This window comes from Streptomyces sp. RKAG293, from assembly GCF_023701745.1.
Lineage (GTDB): Bacteria > Actinomycetota > Actinomycetes > Streptomycetales > Streptomycetaceae > Actinacidiphila.
In genome coordinates this window covers 5,679,527-5,701,500 of record NZ_JAJOZB010000001.1, presented here as the reverse complement: position 1 = coordinate 5,701,500, position 21,974 = coordinate 5,679,527, and the positions used below count along the sequence as shown (strand labels likewise).

The 21,974-nt window shown below is 70.2% G+C and carries 19 protein-coding genes and 1 pseudogene; 13 read left to right on the top strand and 7 right to left on the bottom strand.

The genetic code is table 11. The features are described 5' to 3' along the window. Positions 1–28 precede the first annotated feature (28 nt). Positions 29–1,444, top strand: a complete 1,416-nt coding sequence (locus LNW72_RS25590; RefSeq protein WP_250977514.1) for an AAA family ATPase — start codon at positions 29–31, stop codon at positions 1,442–1,444. Then, the gene (locus LNW72_RS25585; RefSeq protein WP_250977513.1) at positions 1,441–2,073 is read left to right on the top strand and encodes a DUF4276 family protein; all 633 of its coding nucleotides are present in this window, start codon (positions 1,441–1,443) and stop codon (positions 2,071–2,073) included. Before LNW72_RS25590 ends, LNW72_RS25585 begins: the two co-directional genes overlap by 4 nt. Before the next feature lie 311 nt (positions 2,074–2,384). Here the strand turns inward: LNW72_RS25585 and ychF are convergent, their stop codons facing one another. Further along, positions 2,385–3,473: a redox-regulated ATPase YchF gene (ychF, locus tag LNW72_RS25580; RefSeq protein ID WP_250977512.1), complete on the bottom strand. Its 1,089-nt coding sequence runs from the start codon at positions 3,471–3,473 to the stop codon at positions 2,385–2,387. Positions 3,474–3,647: 174 nt separating this feature from the next. Here ychF and LNW72_RS25575 point away from each other — a divergent pair, with 174 nt between their 5' ends. Next, positions 3,648–4,283, top strand: a complete 636-nt coding sequence (locus LNW72_RS25575; protein WP_250977511.1) for a DUF6542 domain-containing protein — start codon at positions 3,648–3,650, stop codon at positions 4,281–4,283. Here LNW72_RS25575 and ppgK read toward each other — a convergent pair. Continuing rightward, positions 4,204–4,941 carry a polyphosphate--glucose phosphotransferase gene (gene ppgK / locus LNW72_RS25570; protein WP_250977510.1) on the bottom strand — a complete coding sequence of 246 codons (738 nt, stop codon included), beginning with the start codon at positions 4,939–4,941 and terminating at the stop codon, positions 4,204–4,206. The two genes, LNW72_RS25575 and ppgK, sit on opposite strands and share 80 nt — an antisense overlap. Positions 4,942–4,999: 58 nt before the next feature. Next, complete coding sequence (locus LNW72_RS25565; RefSeq protein WP_250977509.1) at positions 5,000–5,995, bottom strand: 4-hydroxy-3-methylbut-2-enyl diphosphate reductase; 996 nt, start codon at positions 5,993–5,995, stop codon at positions 5,000–5,002. Between the two features lie 112 nt (positions 5,996–6,107). Here LNW72_RS25565 and LNW72_RS25560 point away from each other — a divergent pair, with 112 nt between their 5' ends. The 4 genes from LNW72_RS25560 (at position 6,108) to LNW72_RS25545 (ending at position 9,807) form a co-directional block, all read left to right on the top strand. Beyond that, entirely contained in the window at positions 6,108–7,490 is a 1,383-nt protein-coding gene (locus LNW72_RS25560; protein WP_250977508.1) for an APC family permease, read from the top strand. A 98-nt stretch (positions 7,491–7,588) separates the two neighbouring features. After that, positions 7,589–8,815, top strand: coding sequence for an exodeoxyribonuclease VII large subunit (gene xseA, locus LNW72_RS25555; RefSeq protein WP_250977507.1), 1,227 nt, complete (start codon positions 7,589–7,591; stop codon positions 8,813–8,815). Between the two features lie 9 nt (positions 8,816–8,824). Further along, positions 8,825–9,046 carry an exodeoxyribonuclease VII small subunit gene (locus LNW72_RS25550; protein ID WP_250977506.1) on the top strand — a complete coding sequence of 74 codons (222 nt, stop codon included), beginning with the start codon at positions 8,825–8,827 and terminating at the stop codon, positions 9,044–9,046. 164 nt (positions 9,047–9,210) lie between these two features. Further along, positions 9,211–9,807 carry a malonic semialdehyde reductase gene (locus LNW72_RS25545; RefSeq protein ID WP_250977505.1) on the top strand — a complete coding sequence of 199 codons (597 nt, stop codon included), beginning with the start codon at positions 9,211–9,213 and terminating at the stop codon, positions 9,805–9,807. A gap of 117 nt (positions 9,808–9,924) precedes the next feature. Here the strand turns inward: LNW72_RS25545 and LNW72_RS25540 are convergent, their stop codons facing one another. Continuing rightward, positions 9,925–10,452, bottom strand: a complete 528-nt coding sequence (locus LNW72_RS25540; RefSeq protein ID WP_250977504.1) for a DUF4245 domain-containing protein — start codon at positions 10,450–10,452, stop codon at positions 9,925–9,927. Between the two features lie 212 nt (positions 10,453–10,664). Between LNW72_RS25540 and glpX the strand changes: the two genes are divergently transcribed. Next, positions 10,665–11,696: a class II fructose-bisphosphatase gene (glpX, locus tag LNW72_RS25535; protein ID WP_250977503.1), complete on the top strand. Its 1,032-nt coding sequence runs from the start codon at positions 10,665–10,667 to the stop codon at positions 11,694–11,696. Positions 11,697–11,854: 158 nt separating this feature from the next. Here glpX and LNW72_RS25530 read toward each other — a convergent pair whose 3' ends face one another. Further along, positions 11,855–12,205 carry a WhiB family transcriptional regulator gene (locus tag LNW72_RS25530; RefSeq protein ID WP_138358599.1) on the bottom strand — a complete coding sequence of 117 codons (351 nt, stop codon included), beginning with the start codon at positions 12,203–12,205 and terminating at the stop codon, positions 11,855–11,857. A gap of 351 nt (positions 12,206–12,556) precedes the next feature. Then, on the bottom strand, positions 12,557–13,180 hold the full coding sequence (locus LNW72_RS25525; RefSeq protein WP_164295396.1) for a DUF1707 domain-containing protein: 624 nt from the start codon (positions 13,178–13,180) through the stop codon (positions 12,557–12,559). A 188-nt stretch (positions 13,181–13,368) separates the two neighbouring features. Here LNW72_RS25525 and LNW72_RS25520 point away from each other — a divergent pair, with 188 nt between their 5' ends. After that, a complete protein-coding gene (locus LNW72_RS25520; RefSeq protein ID WP_250977502.1) occupies positions 13,369–15,012 on the top strand; it encodes a fumarate hydratase in 1,644 nt (547 codons plus the stop codon). An 83-nt stretch (positions 15,013–15,095) separates the two neighbouring features. Here LNW72_RS25520 and LNW72_RS25515 read toward each other — a convergent pair whose 3' ends face one another. Further along, the gene (locus tag LNW72_RS25515) at positions 15,096–16,619 is read right to left on the bottom strand and encodes a ricin-type beta-trefoil lectin domain protein (RefSeq protein ID WP_374117320.1); all 1,524 of its coding nucleotides are present in this window, start codon (positions 16,617–16,619) and stop codon (positions 15,096–15,098) included. Between the two features lie 120 nt (positions 16,620–16,739). Here LNW72_RS25515 and LNW72_RS25510 point away from each other — a divergent pair, with 120 nt between their 5' ends. The 4 genes and pseudogenes from LNW72_RS25510 to LNW72_RS25495 all read left to right on the top strand — a co-directional run bounded on the left by LNW72_RS25510 (position 16,740) and on the right by LNW72_RS25495 (position 21,920). After that, on the top strand, positions 16,740–18,146 hold the full coding sequence (locus LNW72_RS25510; protein WP_250977500.1) for a class II fumarate hydratase: 1,407 nt from the start codon (positions 16,740–16,742) through the stop codon (positions 18,144–18,146). Between the two features lie 23 nt (positions 18,147–18,169). Continuing rightward, positions 18,170–18,847 (top strand): DUF402 domain-containing protein, encoded by a 678-nt coding sequence (locus LNW72_RS25505; RefSeq protein ID WP_250977499.1) that lies wholly within the window; start codon positions 18,170–18,172, stop codon positions 18,845–18,847. A 133-nt stretch (positions 18,848–18,980) separates the two neighbouring features. Further along, on the top strand, positions 18,981–19,649 hold the full coding sequence (locus LNW72_RS25500; protein ID WP_250977498.1) for a class I SAM-dependent methyltransferase: 669 nt from the start codon (positions 18,981–18,983) through the stop codon (positions 19,647–19,649). Next, positions 19,582–21,920: pseudogene (locus LNW72_RS25495) on the top strand (SpoIIE family protein phosphatase). Before LNW72_RS25500 ends, LNW72_RS25495 begins: the two are co-directional and overlap by 68 nt. Positions 21,921–21,974: the final 54 nt, after the last annotated feature.

The following is a 21,974-nucleotide window of genomic DNA, read 5'->3' as shown; positions in this document are numbered from 1 at the left end:
ATCCGCCCAGCGAGCTTCCGGAGACCACATGCTGACCCGCATTGAAGTCCACGGGTTCAAGAACCTCCTGGACCTGTCCGTCGACTTCGGCCCTTTCACCTGCATTGCAGGGGAAAACGGCACCGGCAAGTCGAACGTGTTCGACGCCATTCAGTTTCTCTCCTTGCTCGCCGACCAGTCGATGATGGAGGCGGCCCAAGAGGTTCGGGGCGTACACGGTGAGCGTCAGGGTGACCCCCGCGACCTTTTCTGGAAGGGCTTCGAACCTGGCCATCACCGGATGCGGTTCGCCGCCGAGATGATCGTCCCGCTCCACACGCAGGACGATTTCGGCCGGGCGGCCAAGGCCACGACCACCTTTCTGCGATACGAGCTGGAGGTCGGTTACCAGGAGCCGTCCGGCCTGGACCGTTTCGGCCGTCTCACCCTCCTCCATGAGACGCTGAGCCACATCACCAAGGGCACAGCCCCCCGGCACCTTCTCTTCCCCCACAGCGCGAAGCACTTCCGCAACAGCGTCATCCAGGGCCACCGCAGTGGCGCCCCCTTCATCTCGACGACAACCGAATCCGGCGAGTCGATCGTGAAGATCCATCAGGACGGTGGCAGCCGGGGGCAGCCCAAGCCGGCCGCGGCATCGCGGGCGCCCGCAACCGTCGTCTCCACCATCACGAGCAGCGACGACCCAACCATCCTCGCGGCTCGCCGTGAGATGCAGTCCTGGCGACGGCTCGCCCTTGAACCGTCCGCTCTGCGCAGGTCCGACCGATATGCCGACCCGCAGGTGATGGGCGCCGACGGCTCCCACCTGCCCGCGACGCTCTTCCGCGTAGCCCACGACACTCCCGGGACAGATCCCAGCCAGGTATACGCCAGGGTCGCGGGGCGTCTCTCGGACCTGACCGGTGTTCATATCCGCGAGCTGGACGTCGATCAGGACGAGGTCAGACAGCTCCTCACGGTCAACGTGCACGAGGTGGCCGGCATGACGCTGCCCGCCCGCAGTCTCTCCGAAGGCACCCTGCGCTTCCTGGCCCTGTGCGTCCTGCTCGAAGACTCGTCTGTGCGTGGTCTGATCTGTATGGAGGAGCCCGAGAACGGCATCCACCCCGCAAACCTCAACGCTATGGTCGCCCTTGTCCAGGACCTTGCAGTCGACCCATCAGAGGAGCCTGGAACGGACAATCCATTCCGGCAGGTGTTGATCAACACGCACTCACCCGGGGTCGTACAACTCATCGCGCCTGAAGACCTTTTGTTCGCCGATACCGCGATGCAAAAGGCCGAGAACGGCTCGCTGAACCGGGCGCTGCGGCTACGCCCGCTCGCCGAGACCTGGCGGGCCGCGAATGCGGACGGCGCCTTCGTGACGAAGGCCGACATCCTGCCGTACCTCACCACACCCGTCGGAGCGCAGCTCACGTTGGACTGGGGAGCCGCGTGACCACTCGTGTTCTGTTCATCGGCGAGGGCAGCAGCGACAACGGCCTCGTACCGCACGTCGAGTCCATTGGTGTGCGCAAGGGGCTGGCCATCTCGGTCACCGTCCCCGACTTCGGTCTCCTTCGGCTGCCGACCGGTCACTCGCTTCCGGAAAAGCTGCGGGCAGCCCGCGAATTGCACGGGGACTACGATCTAGTGGTGGTGCAACGGGATGCAGACCGAGGCGCTGCCCAGGACCGCAGAGACGAGATCGAGAAGGCAGTTTGCGCTGAGTGGCCCGGCCTCCTGCACGTCGCCGTGGTGCCCGTCCGCATGCTGGAGGCTTGGCTGCTTCTTGACGAAGCATGTCTGCGCCAGGTCGCCGAGAACCCGCGTGGCCGCGTCAGCCTTGATCTCCCCAAGAGCATCGCGGCGGAAAGGGTCGCCGACCCCAAACAGCTCCTCAAGGACTCGCTCGCACGGGCAAGCGAATGCAAGGGGCGCCGCCTCGCCCAGTTCCAGAAGCGTTTCTCGCAGCACCGGTTGCGGATGCTCGAACTCCTGGATCCGGAGGGGCCAGTGGCAGACCTTCCCTCATGGCAGGATTTCGTCAGGGACCTCGACCTCGCGTTCGAGCGCCTCCGTGGGTGACCCATCCCAGCAGATGGTCCGCCGACCCGTCGGCAGAGACCGCCCCGCCGCACACCAGCTCGGCGAGTGGTTCCTGGCCCCGGTCGTGCAGGGGCCGGCCACTGATGCAATCCGGCCCCGCCCTCGGCTGGACGGCCCCACAAGGCGTGGCAGTCGCGCGGATCCGCAGAAGAGGCAATGAGGGGTGGCGGGGCGCCAAAAAATCCCGCACCAGTCCAGCACGGTGAAGGCCCAGGGGCCCACCCCCGGAGGAGTGGACCCCTTCTAGCCTGACTCTTTGTCAGATCAAGACCGTCGCGCCATGGAACCCGCTAGACGTTGAAGCGGAACTCGACCACGTCGCCGTCCTGCATCACGTAGTCCTTGCCCTCCATGCGGGCCTTGCCCTTGGCGCGGGCTTCCGGGATGGAGCCGCAGGCGACGAGGTCGTCGAAGGAGACGATCTCGGCCTTGATGAAGCCGCGCTGGAAGTCGGTGTGGATCACGCCGGCCGCCTCGGGGGCCGTGGCGCCCTTCTTGATGGTCCAGGCGCGGGTTTCCTTGGGGCCGGCGGTGAGGTAGGTCTGCAGGCCGAGGGTGTCGAAGCCGACGCGGCCGAGGACGGCCATGCCGGGCTCCTCCTGGCCCATGGACTGGAGGAGCTCGAGGGCCTCCTCGTCGTCGAGCTCGATCAGCTCGGCCTCGATCTTGGCGTTCAGGAAGATCGCCTCGGCGGGGGCGACGAGTGCGCGCTGCTCGTTCTTGAAGTCCTCGTCGGTCAGCTCGTCCTCGTCCACGTTGAAGACGTAGAGGAAGGGCTTGACGGTGAGCAGGTGCAGCTCGTGCAGGAGCCGGCCCTGTTCGGTGCCGGCGTGGATGCCGGCGGAGTAGAGGGTGCGGCCCTCTTCGAGGATCTTCTGGGCGTCCAGGACCGCGGCCAGGACGGCGGCCTTCTCCTTCTGGAGGCGGGCCTCCTTGGTGAGGCGCGGGACGGCCTTCTCGACGGACTGCATGTCCGCGAGGATCAGCTCGGTGTTGATCGTCTCGATGTCGTCCTTGGGCGAGACCTTGCCGTCGACGTGTACGACGTTCTCGTCCTTGAAGGCCCGGATGACCTGGCAGATCGCATCCGACTCGCGGATGTTCGCCAGGAACTTGTTGCCCAGGCCCTCACCCTCGCTCGCGCCGCGCACGATGCCCGCGATGTCGACGAAGTCGACCGTGGCGGGGAGCAGCTTCTGCGAGCCGAAGATCTTGGCGAGCTGGGCGAGGCGCGGGTCGGGGACGCCGACGACGCCCACGTTCGGCTCGATGGTGGCGAACGGGTAGTTGGCCGCCAGCACGTCGTTCTTGGTCAGGGCGTTGAAAAGGGTCGACTTGCCGACATTCGGCAGACCGACGATTCCGATCGTGAGCGACACGTGGCGACTTCCCGTAACGAGAGGAGCGAGGAGAGTGGAGTGGTCCAGGGACCGATCCACCAGTCTACGGGGCGAGCGCGGGCCCGACCCGTCGCCGTCGAACAGAAGGCCAAGGACCGGGCAAAGGCGTGTCCTGCCAGGGCATACCCGGGGTCGTCCGCCTACTTTGAGTGGGTGGAGCAACACAGTGCGCGCACCGGCACCAGGAACAGCACCAGAAACGGCACCGGGAACGGCAGCAGAGACGCCCAGGGCAGGCCCCGGCTGCCCAGGCCGGCCCGCCCCACGGGCACGGTGGGGGGTTCGGTGGTCTACCGGTCGGCCCGGCGCCGGCCGCTGGCCTCGCTCGCACCCACGATCACGGCGCTCGCCCGGGTGGTGCGGCTGCCGCAGGCCCAGCCGAAGCTCACCGGGCTGGGGACGGGGCTGCTGACCGTCGTCGTCACGGTGACCGGCGGCGCGCTGGACGCCCTGCTCTTCGACGGGCCCGGGGTCTTCTTCGGGCTGGTGTTCGTCGCGGTGTGCGTCACGGCGGGGCTGTACGTCCGGCCGTACGACCTGGTGGCGGCGCCGATCGCCGCCCCCATCGCGTTCGCCACCGCCATCGCGCTCACCGGTGACGACAACGGAGGCGGCTTCGTCGGCCATCTGCTGGGCATGTTCACCGGTCTGGCCCTGCTGACCGGCTGGCTCTACACCGGCACGCTGCTGGCCGCCGGCATCGTCGGCGTCAGAGCTTTGCGGCGTTCATGGCGGCTCCGACGATCCCCGCGTTGTTCTGCAGACCAGCAGGGACGATCTCGGCGCTGATCCCCTCGATCAGCGGCAGGAACTTCTCCGCCTTGCGGCTCACCCCGCCGCCGATCACGAACAGCTCGGGCGAGAACAGCATCTCCACATGGGCGAGGTACTTCGTCAGCCGGTGCGCCCAGTGCTCCCAGCTGAGGTCGTCGTCCTCGCGGGCCTTGACCGACGCGCGCTTCTCCGCGTCATGGCCGTGCAGCTCCAGATGGCCCAGCTCGGTGTTGGGCAGCAGGTGCCCGTCGACGAAGACCGCGCTGCCGATGCCGGTGCCCAGCGTCAGCAGGATCACCGTCCCGCCGCGGCCCCGGCCGGCGCCGAAGGTCATCTCGGCCATGCCGGCCGCGTCCGCGTCGTTCAGGACGGCCACGGGCATGCCCAGCCGCTCCGAGATCAGGGCGCGGGCGTCCTTGCCGATCCAGTCGGAGTCGACGTTGGCCGCGGTCCGGGTCACCCCGTCCACCACGACCCCGGGGAAGGTCACCCCGACCGGCCCCGACCAGCCGAAATGCTCCACGACCTGCTGGACGCCGTCGAGCACGGCGTCCGGTGTGGCCGGGTGCGGAGTCGACACCTTGCAGCGCACTTCCGCCAGATCGCCGCGCTCCAGATCGACCGGAGCGCCCTTGATGCCTGTGCCACCGATGTCCACGCCGAACACGTTCATGACCTCCACGCTAAGCGTGAACCGTCCGGCTCACCCCTCGGCACGTGAGCCGTTCGGCTCACCCCTGGGCAGATGCCCCGGGGGCGGTCTCCGCACGCAGGTCACGCCGCAATTCCTTCGGCAGCGAGAAAACGATGCTCTCCTCCGCCGACCGGAGGATCTCCACATCGCCGAAGCCGCGCTCGGCCAGCCAGTCCAGCACGCCCTCGACGAGGATCTCCGGGACGGAGGCGCCCGAGGTGACGCCGACCGTGGTCACACCCTCCAGCCACGCCTCGTCACACTCGTCGGCGAAGTCCACCAGGTACGAGGCCCGGGAACCGGCCTGCAGGGCGACCTCGACCAGCCGAACAGAGTTCGACGAGTTCTTGGAGCCGACGACGATGACCAGCTCCGCCTCCGCGCCGATCTGCTTCACCGCGACCTGGCGGTTCTGCGTGGCGTAGCAGATGTCGTCGCTCGGGGGGCTGATCAGGTTGGGGAAGCGCTCCTTGAGGGCGTCGACGGTCTCCATCGTCTCGTCGACGGAGAGCGTGGTCTGGGAGAGCCAGACGACCTTGCTCTCGTCGCGGACCTCGACGTTCGCCACGTCGGCGGGGCCGTCGACAAGCGTCATGCGCTCCGGGGCCTCACCCATGGTGCCGACGACCTCTTCATGGCCCTCATGGCCGATCAGCAGGATGTCGTAGTCCTCGTTCGCGAACCGGACGGCTTCCTTGTGCACCTTGGTGACCAGCGGGCACGTCGCGTCGATCGAGGCCAGGCTGCGCTGCGCGGCCTCCTCGTGGACGACGGGGGCGACACCGTGCGCCGAGAAGATCACGATGGCGTTCTCGGGCACCTCCTCCGTCTCGTCGACGAAGATCGCGCCCTTCTTCTGCAGGGTCTGGACCACGTATTTGTTGTGCACGATCTCTTTGCGCACATAGATCGGCGCTCCGTACTGCTCCAGTGCCTTCTCGACGGTGATCACGGCGCGGTCCACGCCTGCGCAGTATCCGCGGGGGGCTGCGAGCAGGACGCGTCGGGCAGTCGTAGCAGTCATGTCAGCCATGGTACGGGGCGGCCGACCGGTCCGAGGAAGGCCGCCCGGCGGCACCGGGGGACGTGTCCGCCCGGCTCCGCTCCGTTCGTGGGCGCGGCACGATTCACGCAAGCTGAGGGGCATGAGCGCACCGATCCCCGCTCCCCCGGACGGCAGGGCGCAGGCCGACGACGGCGCCCTGCGGCGCAGCCTCGGCTTCCGTGACCTCGTCGTTTACGGGATGCTCTTCATCGCCCCGATGGCGCCCGTCGGCGTGTTCGGCGCGCTGGACGCCAAGTCGCACGGGGCGGTCGCGCTGGTCTATGTGTTCGCGACGGTCGCGATGGCGTTCACCGCGTTCAGCTACGCGCAGATGGTGCGGGTCGTCCCGCAGGCCGGCTCGGTCTTCGCGTACGCGCGGGCCGGGCTCGGTGAGGGGCCCGGCTTCATCGCCGGCTGGATGGCGATGCTCGACTATCTGCTGATCCCCGCGGTGGCCTATCTGTTCTCCGGGATCGCCATGCACGCGCTGGTGCCGTCGGTGTCGCAGTGGGTGTGGACGACGATCGCGGTCGTGGTGACGACCGGGCTCAACCTGTGGGGGGTGCGGGCCGCGGCGGCGGTCGGCTTCCTCGTGCTCGCCCTGGAGATCGTGGTGCTGCTGATCTTCGTGGTGTCGGCGGTCGTGGTGCTCGGCACGGACGGGGCGCAGCGCGGCTGGGCCTCGCCCTTCTCCGGCCAGGGCGCGTTCTCCCTGGGTGCGGTGCTGGGCGCGGTGTCCGTCGCGGTGCTGTCGTATCTGGGCTTCGACGCCATCGCCTCGTTCGCCGAGGAGGCGGCGGGCGGCTCGGCGAAGGTCGCGCGGGCCGTGCTGTTCTGCCTCGTCATGGCGGGTGTGCTGTTCCTCGTGCAGACGTATCTGGCGGCGCTGCTCGCCCCGATGTCCGCGGCCGAGCTGGCCGCGAAGCCGGCCGGGCAGGGGTCCGCGTTCTACGACACCGTGGACGCGGCCGTCGGCGGCTGGCTGCACGACCTCGTCGCCGTCAGCAAGGCCATCGGTGCGGCCTTCGCGGCGCTCGCCGGGCAGGCGGCCGCGGGCCGGCTGCTCTTCGCGATGGCCCGCGACCGGCGGCTGCCGGGACCGCTGTCCAAGGTCGACGCGGGCAGCGGGGTGCCCCGGCGGGCGCTGCTGTTCGCGGCGGTCGTCACCCTGGTCGCCGCGGTCTGGGCGGCCCGCCGCGACGACGGACTGGACCGGCTCGTCTCGGTCGTCGACATCGGCGCGCTCACCGCCTTCGCGCTGCTGCACCTGTCGGTCGTCGGCTGGTTCGCCGTCCGCCGCCGGGAGGGGCCGCCCAGCGTGCTGCGCCACATCGTCGTCCCGCTGCTCGGCCTCGCGATCACCGTCGCCGTGATCGTCGAGGCCGCGGGCTCCGCCCAGGTCGTCGGGGCCGTCTGGCTGGCCGCCGGCCTGATCGTGCTGGCCGTCCAGCTCTCCCGGCGGCGGACCGGGCCGGAGCGATAGCGGACCGGGCCGCAGCGATAGCCGTCACCTTCGTGTCGCCGTACACACCGCGGCCGGAAGGAAATCCCGCTGTCGGCGGCGGCCGATACGCTCGGCACATGGCTCTGAGTACGTCGGCGGATACGCCGATCCCCGTCGGCGAAGTGTCACGGCTGATCGGCGGGTGGGTGGACCGGCTCGGCGCCGTCTGGGTGGAGGGGCAGATCACCCAGCTGTCGCGGCGGCCGGGCGCGGGCGTGGTGTTCCTGACGCTGCGCGACCCGTCGCACGACATCTCGATCTCCGTGACGTGCTTCCGGGCGGTGTTCGACCAGATCGCCGACGTGGTCGGCGAGGGCGCCCGCGTCGTGCTGTTCGCCAAACCCGAGTGGTACGGCCCGCGCGGGCAGCTGTCGCTGCGGGCGACGGAGATCCGGCCGGTCGGCGTCGGGGAGCTGCTGGCCCGCCTGGAGCAGCTGAAGAAGGCGCTGGCGGCGGAGGGTCTGTTCGCGCTGGACCGCAAGCGCCCGCTGCCCTTCCTTCCGCAGTGCATCGGGCTGGTGACCGGCCGCGCTTCGGCGGCGGAGCGTGATGTGCTGGAGAACGCGCGGCTGCGCTGGCCCGCCGTCCGCTTCGAGGTGCGCAATGTGCCGGTGCAGGGCGCGCAGGCGGTGCCCCGGGTGGTGGAGGCGGTGCGCGAGCTGGACGCGCATGCCGAGGTCGACGTGATCATCGTGGCGCGCGGCGGCGGCAGCGTGGAGGACCTGCTGCCGTTCTCCGACGAGCAGCTGGTGCGGGCGGTGGCCGCGTGCGTCACCCCGGTCGTGTCGGCGATCGGGCACGAGCCGGACTCGCCGCTGCTGGACCTGGTGGCGGACCTGCGGGCGTCGACCCCGACGGACGCGGCGAAGCGGGTGGTCCCGGACGTGGGCGAGGAGCTGACCCGGGTGGAGCATCTGGGGCTGCGGGCACTGCGCGTCGTGACCGGCCTGCTGGACCGTGAGCAGCGCGGTCTGGACGCGGCGCTCAGCCGGCCGTCCATGGCCCGGCCGCACACGATGGTCGAGCACCGCGAGGAGCAGGTCGACGCGCTGCTGGACCGCAGCCGCCGGACGCTGCGGCATCTGCTGGACCGGGCCGACGGCGAGCTGGAGCACACCCGGGCGCGGGTGGTGGCCCTCTCCCCCGCCGCGACCCTGCAGCGCGGCTACGCGGTGCTGCAGCGCGAGGACGGTTCCGTGGTGCGCGGCCCCGACGAGGTGGCGGCGGACGAGGAGTTGCGCGCCCGGGTCTCCGGCGGTGCGTTCCTGGTGAAGGTCACCGGCGCTGTCGTACCTCCCGCCTAGGCTGTGACCATGGCAGAACAGGACACGCTGGGATACGAGCAGGCGCGGGACGAGCTCGTCGACGTCGTACGGCGGTTGGAGGCCGGCGGCTCGACGCTGGAGGAGTCGCTGGCGCTCTGGGAGCGCGGCGAGGAGCTCGCGCGGGTGTGCCGCCGCTGGCTGGAGGGCGCGCGGGCCCGGCTGGACGCGGCGCTCGCCGAGGGGCCGGACGAGGAGTCCGCCGCGGAGTGACGTGGCGGGGCGGTCGCTTGACCGGTCGAGCACCGGTGGATTTGGCGTTCATGTGACGAGCGTCACCTCGAACCCAGGAATCGTTGAACTTTCACACAGGTTGATGAGAGTGTTCGCGACGTGCCCGATCGGCGCAATATGCCACGATTCCGTAAGAGGTTCTTATGTCTCTCGTACTCGACGCCTCCGCCCAGGACCTGCTCTTCCGTGAGGCCCGCACGGCCAACACCTTCACCGACGAGCCGGTGACCGACGAGCAGATCCAGGCGATCTACGACCTGGTCAAGTACGCGCCGACCGCGTTCAACCAGCAGCCGCTGCGCATCGTCCTGGTCCGTTCCGCCGAGGGCCGCGAGCGCCTCGTGAAGCACATGGCCGAGGGCAACCAGCCGAAGACCTCCGCTGCCCCGCTGGTCGCGATCCTCGCCGCGGACAACGAGTTCCACGAGGAGCTGCCGACCCAGTTCCCGCACTTCCCGCAGGCGAAGGACCTCTTCTTCTCCGAGCGTTCCGTGCGCGAGCAGGCCGCCACCCTCAACGGTTCGCTGCAGGCCGGCTACTTCATCCTGGGCATCCGCGCCGCCGGCCTGGCCGCCGGCCCGATGACCGGCTTCGACGCCGCGGGCATCGACAAGGAGTTCTTCCCCGAGGGTGACCACTCGGTCCTCGCCGTGGTGAACATCGGCAAGCCCGGCACCGACTCCTGGTTCCCGACCCGCAGCCCCCGTCTGGCCTACGACGAGGTCGTCACGACCGTCTGATCCCGCCGCACACTCCCGAACGCCGGGCGCCCGTCACGGGCCGCCCGGCGTTCGTGCGTCAAGAACCATTCGTGCGTCAGGAACCATTCGTGCGCCAAGCCCCCTGCGCCGTGTGCGTCAGGACGCCTTGAGCGCGGCCGCCAGCTCGGCGAGCTGCTCGTCGGGGGCGGTGCCGGTGATCATCGTGGTGACGCCCTTCTCCACCCGCACCAGCGCGTTGTACTTCGGGCCCTTGTACCGGTCCCACGCCACCCCGGCGACGGTGACCGTACGGTTCCCGTCCCGCACCGCGCGCTTGCTCTTGTCCGCGATGAACTTCGCCGCCGGGCCGTTGCCCTGCTCCACGGCCGCGTACTCGTTCTGCGGGTCGACGAAGCCGAGGTGCCATTCGACTGCCTTGGCGTCCTGGGCGTCGTACGTGACCGTCGTCGGGCGCCAGTCCTTGCCGAGCCCTTCGGGCGCGGCCACCGGGAAGGGCGCGTCGCGCCGCGCCTGGCTCAGCTCGGTCTGGAAGCCGATCGGCTTGACCGGGTCCGCGTTGGTGTCGTGCGGGATGAAGATGTAGATGAACGCGACGACGACGCCGAGCACCACCATCGACAGGACCAGGTCCCGCACCGTCTGATTGCCACGCTTGTTTGCCACGCACCTATGGTCCCCCATGCCGGGCGGCGCCCGGGCCCGGGGGTCGGCCGCCGGGGCACCAGGGCGCGCCGCGCGGCCCCGGCCCGGGACACGCCGCCCAGGCCGCGGGGGGCGCCGCTCATGTGACGTGCGCCCTGCTCATATTCGCGATGACCCGATAAGGTCACAGCACCCTCTTTTCCGGCCGTCCTCGTACAGAAAGGTGCGCTGTGATGACCGAACAGCATTTGCCGCCCCAGCTCGAAGTGAGTCCCGAGGCCCCTGATCGCAACCTTGCCCTGGAACTCGTCCGGGTGACCGAGGCGGCCGCCATGGCCGCCGGTCGCTGGGTCGGCCGTGGTGACAAGAACGGCGCGGACGGCGCCGCGGTGAAGGCGATGCGGACGCTCGTCTCCACCGTCTCGATGAACGGCGTCGTCGTCATCGGTGAGGGCGAGAAGGACGACGCCCCCATGCTCTACAACGGCGAGCGGATCGGCGACGGCACCGGTGCGGAGTGCGACGTCGCCGTGGACCCCGTCGACGGGACGACGCTCACCGCCAAGGGCATGTCCAACGCGGTGGCCGTGCTCGCCGTGGCCGACCGCGGCACGATGTTCGACCCGTCGGCCGTCTTCTACATGGACAAGCTGGTCACCGGCCCCGAGGCCGCCGACTACGTCGACATCATGGCGCCCGCGGCGGTGAACATCCGCCGGGTCGCCAAGGCGAAGCACAGCGCGCCCGAGGACGTCACCGTCATGATCCTCGACCGGCCGCGCCACGACGGGCTGGTCAAGGAGATCCGGGAGACCGGCGCACGCATCAAGTTCATCGCGGACGGCGATGTCGCGGGCGCCATCATGGCCGTGCGCGACGGCACCGGCGTGGACATGCTGATGGGCATCGGCGGCACGCCGGAGGGCATCATCGCCGCCTGTGCGATCAAGTGCCTCGGCGGCACGATCCAGGGCCGGCTGTGGCCGAAGGACGACGCCGAGCGCCAGCGGGCGCTCGACGCGGGCCACGACCTGGACCGGGTGCTGCACACCAACGACCTGGTCAGCGGGGACAACGTGTTCTTCGTCGCGACCGGCATCACGGACGGCGAGCTGCTCCAGGGCGTCCGCTACCGCGCCGAGACCGCCACCACCGAGTCGCTGGTGGTGCGCTCCAAGTCCGGCACGATCCGGCAGATCTCCTCGACGCACCGGCTGTCGAAGCTGCGCGCGTACAGCGCGATCGACTTCGACCGCGCGCGCTGAGACCGGCGCAACCGCTTGAGCGCGCGGCCGGCACCCGGCACGCGCCGAAGCACCCGCTGAATCGCCGCTGAGCGCCCTGGGCAGGCGCGAGGGCGGCGGAGAAAACGTACGGGCCGGGGCCCGCCGACTGACGCGGCGGACCCGGCCCGTTCGTCCGTTCAGCCTGCGGCGGCGATCCGGTCCGTCCGCGGCAGTTCCGCCTCGCGGCGGCGCCTGCGGGCGAGGACGACCCGGCGTTCGGCGGCGGTCAGACCACCCCACACGCCGTACGGTTCGGGCTGCCGCAGCGCGTGTTCCCGGCATTCCAGCATCACCGGGCAGCGGGCGCACACCCGCTTAGCGTTCTCCTCACGGGACAGCCGCGCCGCTGTCGGCTCTTTGGACGGGGCGAAGAACAATCCCGCCTCATCACTGCGGCACGCCGCCTCCGAGTGCCATGGGCCTGCCAGATCCCGTGGGTGACTCGGCGGGAGGGCAGTGTCCTTGACGGGCTCGATCGGTTGAAGCACGGGATACTCCTGACGACGGCTCGGCGTTTGTCACCCTTGCCCGTCACCGCGGGTGAGCTCCACGCGTGCTGTTCCAGGGGGTCGCAACGGGGAGGAACCAGGCGAGTGACGTGGTCGAAGCCCTACCCGCTGTGCGCGTGTTCATGCGGACCGTGTTCGCCACCAGGGCCCTTTTGTCGAACATCTGTCCGACTGGGGCGCGCATTGGCGATCGTCCGATCCGGACCACCGAACAACACCCCTGATGAACACTGGCCAGTGGCCAAAACCAGCCAGCTTGCGCGGGGCGTAAACCCGCACCATGCATGGCGTGAACGCGCGGCATGATGCGGGAGTGCGACCGCCCCATCCCTACCCGTCGAGGCGCTTGTTGATCCATTCCTTGAGGCGCTTCCCGCGCTTCGCCTTCGCCTCGACGCCACCGAAGATGGCGGTGCCGGTGACGATGACGACCGGTGCGTTCGGATCCGGGGCCTCGTACGTCTTGACCTCGAAACCACCGAAGATCCCGGTCCCGCTGCCACGCAGAGTGACGTTCTCCGGGACGCGTACTTCGACGCCTCCGAAGATCGCGGTGGCATGGATCACGATCTGCTGATGCTGGAAGACGGCCTCGGTCAGATCGATCTCCACACCGCCGAAGCAGGCGAAGGCGTTGGTGCGCCGGCCGACGAGCCAGCGCCCCTTGCGGGCGGCGCCGCCGAAGACCGCGACGAGATTCTCGGCCACGACGGGCGACGACGGATCGGCCAGCGGCGCGAGCGGCCGCGGCCCGCCCTCCCGGGTCGCCGGCAGGTCCCGCACCAGCGGTTCCAGCTCGCCCAGCGTCTTGGCGGCATAGACATGGTCGAGGCGTTCCGAGTGCTCCTCCGCGCTCAACCGGCCCTCGGCCAGCGCATCGCGGAGAATGTCGGAAATGCGGTCACGGTCGGCATCGGACGCGCGCAGCTCCGCTTCGGTGGTCGGCTTGTGCATCGGCACCGGCTGCTGCGACTTCTTCTGGAGCTGCGATTCATCCACCCGCCCACCGTACACAAACGCGATAGATCGCGACTAGTGCGGGTGAGCCCTACCTCACAACGATCGGACGGCCGGCGGGCTCTACGCTGGAGGGCGTTCGTCGACGCCGCCGAATGACCAGCCGAGTGAGGAAGCCCCCCAAAATGCCCGAGTTCTCCTATACGGATCTCCTCCCGCTCGGCGAGGACACGACGCCGTACCGGCTGATCACCTCCGAGGGTGTGAGCACCGTCGAGGCGGACGGGCGCACCTTCCTCAAGGTCGAGCCGGAGGCGCTGCGGACGCTCGCCGCCGAGGCGATGCACGACATCTCGCACTACCTGCGGCCGGCCCACCTCACCCAGCTGCGGCGGATCCTCGACGACCCCGAGGCGTCGCCGAACGACCGCTTCGTCGCGCTGGACCTGCTGAAGAACGCGAACATCGCGGCGGCCGGCGTGCTGCCCATGTGCCAGGACACCGGCACGGCGATCGTGATGGGCAAGCGCGGCCAGAACGTGCTGACCTCCGGCGGTGACGAGGCGGCGCTGTCGCACGGCATCTACGACGCGTACACCAAGCTCAACCTGCGGTACTCGCAGATGGCCCCGCTGACCATGTGGGACGAGAAGAACACCGGCTCGAACCTGCCCGCCCAGATCGAGCTGTACGCGACCGACGGCGGCGCGTACAAGTTCCTGTTCATGGCGAAGGGCGGCGGCAGCGCCAACAAGTCGTTCCTCTACCAGGAGACGAAGGCGGTCCTCAACGAGGCCTCCATGATGAAGTTCCTGGAGGAGAAGATCCGCTCGCTCGGTACCGCGGCCTGCCCGCCGTACCATCTGGCGATCGTGGTCGGCGGCACCAGCGCGGAGTTCGCGCTGAAGACCGCCAAGTACGCCTCCGCGCACTACCTGGACGAGCTGCCGGGCGAGGGCTCGCCGGATGGGCACGGCTTCCGGGACAAGGGCCTGGAGGAGAAGGTCTTCGAGCTGACGCAGAAGATCGGCATCGGCGCGCAGTTCGGCGGCAAGTACTTCTGCCACGACGTACGCGTGGTGCGGCTGCCCCGGCACGGCGCGTCGCTGCCCGTCGCCATCGCGGTGTCCTGCTCGGCCGACCGGCAGGCCGTCGCGAAGATCACCGCCGAGGGCGTCTTCCTGGAGCAGCTGGAGACCGACCCGGCGCGCTTCCTCCCGGAGACCACGGACGAGCACCTGGACGACGACGTGGTGCGCGTCGATCTGAACCGGCCGATGGCGGACATCCGCGCCGAGCTGTCCAAGTACCCGGTCAAGACCCGGCTGTCGCTGTCCGGCACGCTCGTCGTGGCCCGTGACATCGCGCACGCCAAGATCAAGGAGCGGCTGGACGCGGGCGAGTCCATGCCGCAGTACCTGCACGACCACCCCGTCTACTACGCGGGCCCGGCCAAGACCCCCGAGGGCTTCGCCTCCGGCTCGTTCGGCCCCACCACGGCGGGCCGGATGGACGCGTACGTCGAGCAGTTCCAGGCGGCCGGCGGTTCGTTCGTCATGCTCGCCAAGGGCAACCGCTCGAAGCAGGTGACCGACGCGTGCAAGGCGCACGGCGGTTTCTACCTCGGCTCGATCGGCGGCCCGGCGGCGCGGCTCGCGCAGGACTGCATCAAGAAGGTCGACGTCCTGGAGTACGCGGAACTGGGCATGGAAGCGGTCTGGAAGATCGAGGTCGAGGACTTCCCCGCGTTCATCGTCGTCGACGACAAGGGCAACGACTTCTTCACGGACCCGTCGGGCCCGGTGCTCTCGATCGGCCGCCGGGGCTGACGCTCCGATCCTGAGGACAACAGCAGCACGGACGGGCCCCGCCGCTCCATCGGCGGGGCCCGTCCGTGGTGCGGTGCGAGCCGTTACGCGAAGTGCTGGCTCGCGGAGCCGTCGCAGGCCGCCAGTTTCAGCGGCGAACTCGCGGCGCTCTGGGTCACGCACAGGCCGGTGGCCGCCACCGGGCGGATGGTGCCCGCCGTCATGGTGAACCGCTGGTTGGCACCGCCGTGGCAGTCCCACAGGATGAGGCCGGTTCCGGCGCTGTAGTTCGAGGCCGGGACGTCCATGCACCGGTCCTGGCTGAGCGCGATGTGCAGCGACTGGTACTGGGTGTCGTACGCGAACGACTGGTTGCGGCCGCCGTGGCAGCTCCAGCCGAGCAGCGCGGTGTTGTTGCGCGACGAGCCGCCGTTGGCGTCCATGCACTGGCCGGTGGCCGCGTTGGTGACCGGCTTGAACGCGTCGTCCCAGGCGCCCTGGTGGAGCACCGGAGTGCCGGTGCTGGCCGGGTCGGCGCAACCGGCTTCCTGGTAGCCGGAGTTGTAGAGCTGGGTCAGGCACGACGCGAAGGCGGCGTGGCCGCGGGCGTTCGGGTGGAAGGACTGGCGTACGGAGTTGGCGTCGGGCGGGAACGGGTTGGTGATGTTCACGACCAGGCCGCGCGCCCAGGTGTTGTCCGTGCACGCCTCATGCCCGTGGAAGAGCCGGGAGTTGTCGAGGTACACCGCCCCGGAGGCCTCGGCGGCCTGCCGCATGCCGAGTTCGAAGGTGGGTACGGCGTAGTTCCGGCCCCAGGCGAGGTCCGTGTCGTAGCCGGTGCAGCCGCCGGGGATCTTGCCGGGGAAGCCGGGGTTGTCGTAGATGTCGGGGCTCATCGGGCTGGGGTAGCCCATCACCACGAGCTTGTAGTCGGCGTCCGCGTAGCCGGCGTCGCGCATGACCGTTCGCAGGTCTTGCACGGTCCCCTCGACCTTGGGCACCAGTCCGTCGACGCGGGCCTGCCAGCCGGGCGAGTACTTGGAGTCGCAGCTGCCCTGCAGCAGGAACCAGCGCTCCACGCAGTCGGTGATGACGGGTCCGAACTGCAGGTCGTCATTGGCGCCCGCGACCAGCAGCACCATCTTGATCTTCGTGTTGCGGGCCTTGATGGCGAGGCTGTCGCTCTGCACCAGCTCGTCCGCGTACTGCTTGCTGCCGCCGATCCTGATGTTGCCGGTGTAGGCGCCGGAGCAGGCGACGTTGTACGTCTCGTCGGCGGGGATGCCGGTGCGGTGGATCGCGGAGTCCGGGGAGCGGTGGCACCAGTTCGTGGGGCCGTCCGTACCCGCCTCGTAGGTGCCGACGCCCTCGCCGGATATCTCGCTGTCCCCCAGCGAGATCAGCCCGGTCTTGCGGTCGGCCACCGGCCGGATCGCCGGACTCCCGTACAGGGCCGTCGCCTCGGCGGCGCGGATCTGCTCGAGGTCGGCGGAGAGCGGCTTGACGGTGCTGTTCTGCGGGGCCGCGGAGGCCGTGGTGGTCAGACCGGCACCGCCCGCGAGGACGGTCGCGAGGACGGCCAGCACCGTCCCGGCGGCACGACAACGTCTCTTTCTCGACATGCGCATACGTCGCTCCTTCCACAGGAATGAAATGGGCTACGGCACTGTCCTACTGATGGGTGTTACTTGGAAGTAGTACGACAATGGGAATGTTGTCGCGGAGTTGCCGAGGAAAGGAATCCAGCCATGCCCGAGGAGTCGTCCCAGGACCGGCCTTTCCGGATCGAGCACGATTCGATGGGCGAGGTACGGGTGCCCGCGGACGCGAAATGGCGGGCCCAGACCCAACGGGCGGTGGAGAACTTCCCGATCTCCGGCCAGCAGATCGAGCGCGCGCACATCGAGGCACTGGCCCGGATCAAGGCGGCAGCCGCGAAGGTGAACGCCGGACTCGGCGTCCTGGACAAGGACATCGCCGAGGCGATCCAGGAGGCGGCGGCCGAGGTGGTGGACGGCCGGTGGGACGACCAGTTCCCCATCGACGTCTTCCAGACCGGCTCCGGCACGTCCTCCAACATGAACGCCAACGAGGTCATCGCGACGCTGGCGACGGAGCGGCTGGGCCGTGACGTGCATCCGAACGACCACGTCAACGCGTCCCAGTCGTCCAACGACGTGTTCCCGTCGTCCATCCACATCGCGGCCACCGCCGCCGTCACCCGCGACCTCGTGCCCGCGCTGGAGCACCTCGCGGAGTCCCTGGAACGCAAGGCGGCCGAGTTCGCGGACGTCGTGAAGTCCGGCCGTACGCATCTGATGGACGCCACGCCCGTCACGCTGGGCCAGGAGTTCGGCGGCTACGCGGCCCAGGTCAGGTACGGCGTCGAGCGGCTGCTGGGCGCGCTGCCCCGGCTGGCGGAGCTGCCGCTCGGCGGCACCGCGGTCGGCACCGGCATCAACACCCCGCCCGGTTTCTCGGCCGCGGTGATCGCCGAGGTGGCGCGGACCACCGGGCTGCCGCTGACCGAGGCGCGCGACCACTTCGAGGCGCAGGGCGCCCGGGACGGCATCGTCGAGATGTCGGGGCAGCTCAAGACCGTCGCGGTCGGCCTCACCAAGATCTCCAACGATCTGCGCTGGATGGCGTCGGGACCGCGTACCGGGCTGGCCGAGATCAACCTGCCGGATCTCCAGCCGGGCTCGTCGATCATGCCGGGCAAGGTCAACCCGGTGATCCCGGAGGCCGTGCTGATGGTCGCGGCCCAGGTCGCCGGCAACGACCTGACGATCACGATGGCCGGCGCCGCCGGGAACTTCGAGCTCAACGTGATGCTCCCGGTCATCGCCAGGAACGTGCTGGAATCCGTCCGGCTGCTCGCCAACGTCTCCCGGCTGCTCGCCGACCGCACGGTCGACGGCATCACCGCCAATGTCGAGCGGGCCCGTGAGTACGCGGAGTCCTCGCCGTCGGTGGTCACCCCGCTGAACAAGTACATCGGTTATGAGGAGGCGGCCAAGGTCGCCAAGAAAGCCGTCGCGGAGCGTAAGCGCATCCGGGACGTGGTGATCGAGCTGGGCTATGTCGAACAGGGAAAACTGACCGAGGAGCAGCTGGACGCGGCGCTGGATGTGCTGCGCATGACCCATCCTTAAGGGCTGATCCGTAAGATCTGTTCATGACAGCCGACACTCTTCTTGACGGAAACGGGCCGGGTACCAGCGGCTACTGGTCGCCGGGTGAGCAAGTGTTGTGGCGTTATCGGGGCAACGGCACCGACGAGCTGCACATCTGCCGCCCGGTGACCGTCGTGCGCGATGACGCCGAGCTGCTCGCGGTCTGGATGGCGCCCGGTACCTCCTGTGTGAAGCCGGTGCTCACCGATGGCTCGCCGATCCACCGGGAGCCGCTCGCCACCCGCTATCTCAAGCCGCGCACTACGCGCGTCGAGCAGTGGTGGGGCGCGGGTGTGCTGAAGATCGCACACCCCGGCGAGCCCTGGTCGGTCTGGCTCTTCTGGGACAAAAGGTGGCATTTCAAGAACTGGTACGTGAACCTGGAGGAGCCGCGCCGGCGCTGGTCCGGCGGTCTGGACTCCGAGGACCACTTCCTCGACATCGCGGTCCGCCCGGACCGCAGCTGGCACTGGCTCGACGAGGACGAATTCGCCCAGGCGCAGCTCGCGGGCCTTATGCCCGCCGAACGCGCCGAGCGGGTACGGTCGGCCGGACTGGAGGCGGCCGGGGTCATCAGGTCCTGGGGCCGGCCCTTCCGGGACGGCTGGGAGGACTGGCGCCCGGATCCCGGCTGGCCGGTACCGTCACTCCCGGACGACTGGAACCGTCCGGCAAAGTGACCTCGTGAGCCCCTTGATGCGCCCCGGGTCGTCAAACGTAGGATCGTGCTCCGCAACACCGCGCAATTCCCAACCAGCACCCAGAGCCTGACGCCAAGTCATCAAGCCACGCGCACCAAGGAGGACCGAGGCAGTGGGAACCGGCGGCTACGAGGACATAAAGCGGGACCGCGGCGGCCAGGCCGAGGCGTTCGACGCGATCGGCGACCGGTACGACGAAGCGTTTCCCCACAAGGACGGCCAGCTCACCGCCGGCCGGTGGCTGGCGGAGACGCTGCCCGCCGGATCGCGGGTGCTCGACCTGGGCTGCGGCACCGGCCTGCCCAGCACCCGGCAGCTCGCCGGGGCCGGACACCGGGTCGTCGGCGTCGATCTGTCCGCCGGCATGCTCGCGCTGGCCGCGCGGTACGTGCCGGAGGCCGAGTTCCACCAGGGCGACATCGCCGATCTGCGCCCCGGCGGCACCCTCGACCTCGGACGTTTCGACGGGGTCGCGGCCTTCTTCTCCCTGCTGATGCTGCCGCGCGCGGAGATTCCCTACGCATTGCGGGCCATCCATGATCTGCTGGAGCCCGCGGGTCTCTTCATCCTCTCGATGGTCGAAGCGGATGTGGACGACTTCGCAATCCCGTTCCTTGGTAACACCATCCGGGTATCCGGTTATCTACGGGATGATTTGCACCAGGTAGTGGCGGACGCGGGCTTCGAGGTGATCGAGGAGGAGTCGTACGCCTATGCACCGGCGAGCACCGACGTGCCGCCGGAGGAGCAGCTCTTCCTCTACTGCCGACGACGCGCCTGACACGGCCCAATCCCCGCCGCGGCCAGCGCGTGGCGCACAACCGGATGGAACGACTCGCGTGACCACGGATCGCACGCCCCCGCCCCCGGCGCGGCAACCGGGACCGGATGCCGCCCTGCCGGCACCGCTGCCGGACCCGCGCGGCGGCTTCCGCCTGCCCCCGGGCTCCGACCGGGAGGACCAGCCCGCCTCGCCGCCCCAGGCACTGCCCGACGACCGTCCCGCACGGGACCGGCAGGCGGCGCAGGCCGCGGGCACGCCCCGGCGCGACCCCGGCCCCGACGCGTCGTTCTCCAGCACCCCGCCGCGCGGGACCCAGGGCCCGGCGGGCGCCGCCATGGAGCCCGCCGGCCATCCGCGCCACGAGGAGCCGGCCGCGGCGCTGGCACCCACCCCCGCGGCGCCGCCCCCGCCCGCGGCCTCCGCGCTGCCCGCCCCGCCCGCCTCCGGCACCCTCGGCGCCCGTACGGCGGGGTCCTCGATCTCGGAGGCCGAGCGGCTGCGGTACGTCGGGGCGGCCACCCGGCGGATCGCCCGCGGTCTGGACCTCGACGAGATCCTGCTGGGCCTGTGCCGCTCCGCCGTCCCCGCGTTCGCCGACGCGATCCTGGTCTACCTCCGCGACCCGCTGCCGGTCGGCGACGAACGGCCGTCAGGGCCGCTCGTGCTCCGGCTGCGGCGCGCCGACGGCGGCCTGGACGAGCCCAGCGGGCAGTCCTACGTCGGCACCGTGCTGGCCCCGGTGCCCGCGGAGCCCGCCTACGGCGGCGCCGCCGAGAGCACCCTCGTCCGGCTGGACGGACCGCTCGCCGAGGTGCTGCGCGGCGTACGCCCGGTCTTCGCGGAACACCCGCAGTCCGCCGCCGCGCTGGAGGAGCTGCTGCGCTTCGGCGAGGGTCCTTCGGCCTCCGCCGGCGCGGGCCGGCCGGGTGAACGGCCCGGATTACACCCCGAGCCGGGCGCCGCCAGGAGCGACAGGCCGCTGCACCCGCCCGTCCTGCCGACCGGACGCCGCGCGATACTCGCCCCGCTGCGCGGCCGCCGCCGGGTCATCGGCGCGGCCGTACTGCTGCGCCGTCCCGACCGGCCGCCGTTCGAGTCCGACGACCTGCTGGTCGCCGCCCAGCTCGCCACCCACACGGCGCTCGGCGTCGACAAGGCGGTGCTGTACGGACGCGAGGCGTACATCGCGGACGCGCTGCAGCGCGAGATGCTGCCCGATTCCCTGCCGCAGCCCACCGGGGTCCGGCTCGCCAGCCGCTATCTGCCGGCCGCCGAATCGGCCCGGGTCGGCGGTGACTGGTACGACGCGATCCCGCTGCCCGGCAGCCGCGTCGCGCTCGTCGTCGGCGACGTCATGGGCCACTCCATGACCTCGGCGGCGATCATGGGCCAGCTGCGCACCACCGTGCAGACCCTCGCGGGGCTCGACCTGGCGCCGCAGGAGGTGCTGTACCACCTGGACGAGCAGGCCCAGCGGCTCGGCAGCGACCGCATGGCGACCTGCGTGTACGCGGTCTACGACCCGATCGCGCACCGCCTGGTGGTGGCCAACGCCGGCCACCCGCCGCCCATCCTGCTGCACGCCAACGGCCTGGCCGAGGTGCTGCGGGTACCGCCGGGCGCGCCGATCGGCGTCGGCGGGGTGCCGTTCGAGGCGGTCGAGCTGCCGGCGCCCGCGGGCGCGACCCTCGTGCTGTACACCGACGGCCTCGTCGAGTCCAGGACGCGGGACGTCTGGGGCGGCATCGAGCTGCTGCGCGAGCGGCTGCACGACGCCGCGACCGTACTGTCGCCGCCGCCGCTGGAACCGCTCTGCGACGAGATCCTGGAGATCCTCGGCCCCGGCGACCGGGACGACGACATCGCGCTGCTCGCCGCCCGCTTCGACGGGATCTCGCCGAGCGACGTGGCGTACTGGTACCTGGAGCCGCAGCCGCAGACCGCCGGCCGGGCCCGGCGGCTCGCCCGCCAGGCGCTGCGCCGCTGGGATCTGGAGCACCTGATCGAGCCGACCGAACTCCTGGTCAGCGAGATCGTCACCAACGCCGTCCGGTACGCCGAGCGGCCCATCACGCTGCGGCTGCTGCGCACCGACGTGCTGCGCTGCGAGGTCGGCGACGACGCGCCGCTGCTGCCGCAGATGCGGCACGCGCAGCCGCAGGACGAGGGTGGCCGCGGCCTGTATCTCGTCAGCCGGATGGCTCAGCGGTGGGGGCCACAAGACTGAGTGCGGGCAAGGTCGTCTGGTTCGAGCTGGCGATTCCGTAGTTCCCGGCACCCGGGCCCGGGTGCCGGAGGCCGCGCGGCCTCCGGCACCCCGCT